The organism is Trebonia kvetii, assembly GCF_007827045.1.
Lineage (GTDB): Bacteria > Actinomycetota > Actinomycetes > Streptosporangiales > Streptosporangiaceae > Trebonia > Trebonia kvetii.
Genome location: NZ_RPFW01000069.1, coordinates 1 through 331, shown reverse-complemented (window position 1 = coordinate 331; position 331 = coordinate 1). Strand labels below are relative to the sequence as shown.

Genomic DNA, 331 nt, shown 5'->3' with positions numbered 1-331 from the left:
GCTTCAAGATGAGGTCTCCCACCACCTTGAGTGGGTAAGGCCCCCAGCCAGACGACTGGGTTGATAGGCCGGAAGTGCAAGCACCGCAAGGTGCTCAGCTGACCGGTACTAACAGGCCGAGGGCTTGGCTCTTTAACCAGACTTTTACTGCATCGCGTTCACTGTGCGGTTCCCGAGCTACGGCCGGGAATCAAGGCTATACAGCTCAATAGAGTTGCGGCGGCCATAGCGAAAGGGAAACACCCGGTCCCATCCCGAACCCGGAAGTTAAGCCTTTCAGCGCCGATGGTACTGCGAGGGAGGCCTCGCGGGAGAGTAGGACACCGCCGGA

The 331-nt window shown here is 59.5% G+C and carries 2 rRNA genes; both read left to right on the top strand.

The features are described 5' to 3' along the window. Positions 1-132, top strand: a 23S ribosomal RNA gene (locus EAS64_RS43015); the annotation flags it as partial. Positions 133-215: 83 nt separating this feature from the next. After that, positions 216-331: ribosomal RNA gene (gene rrf / locus EAS64_RS43010) — 5S ribosomal RNA — on the top strand; the annotation flags it as partial.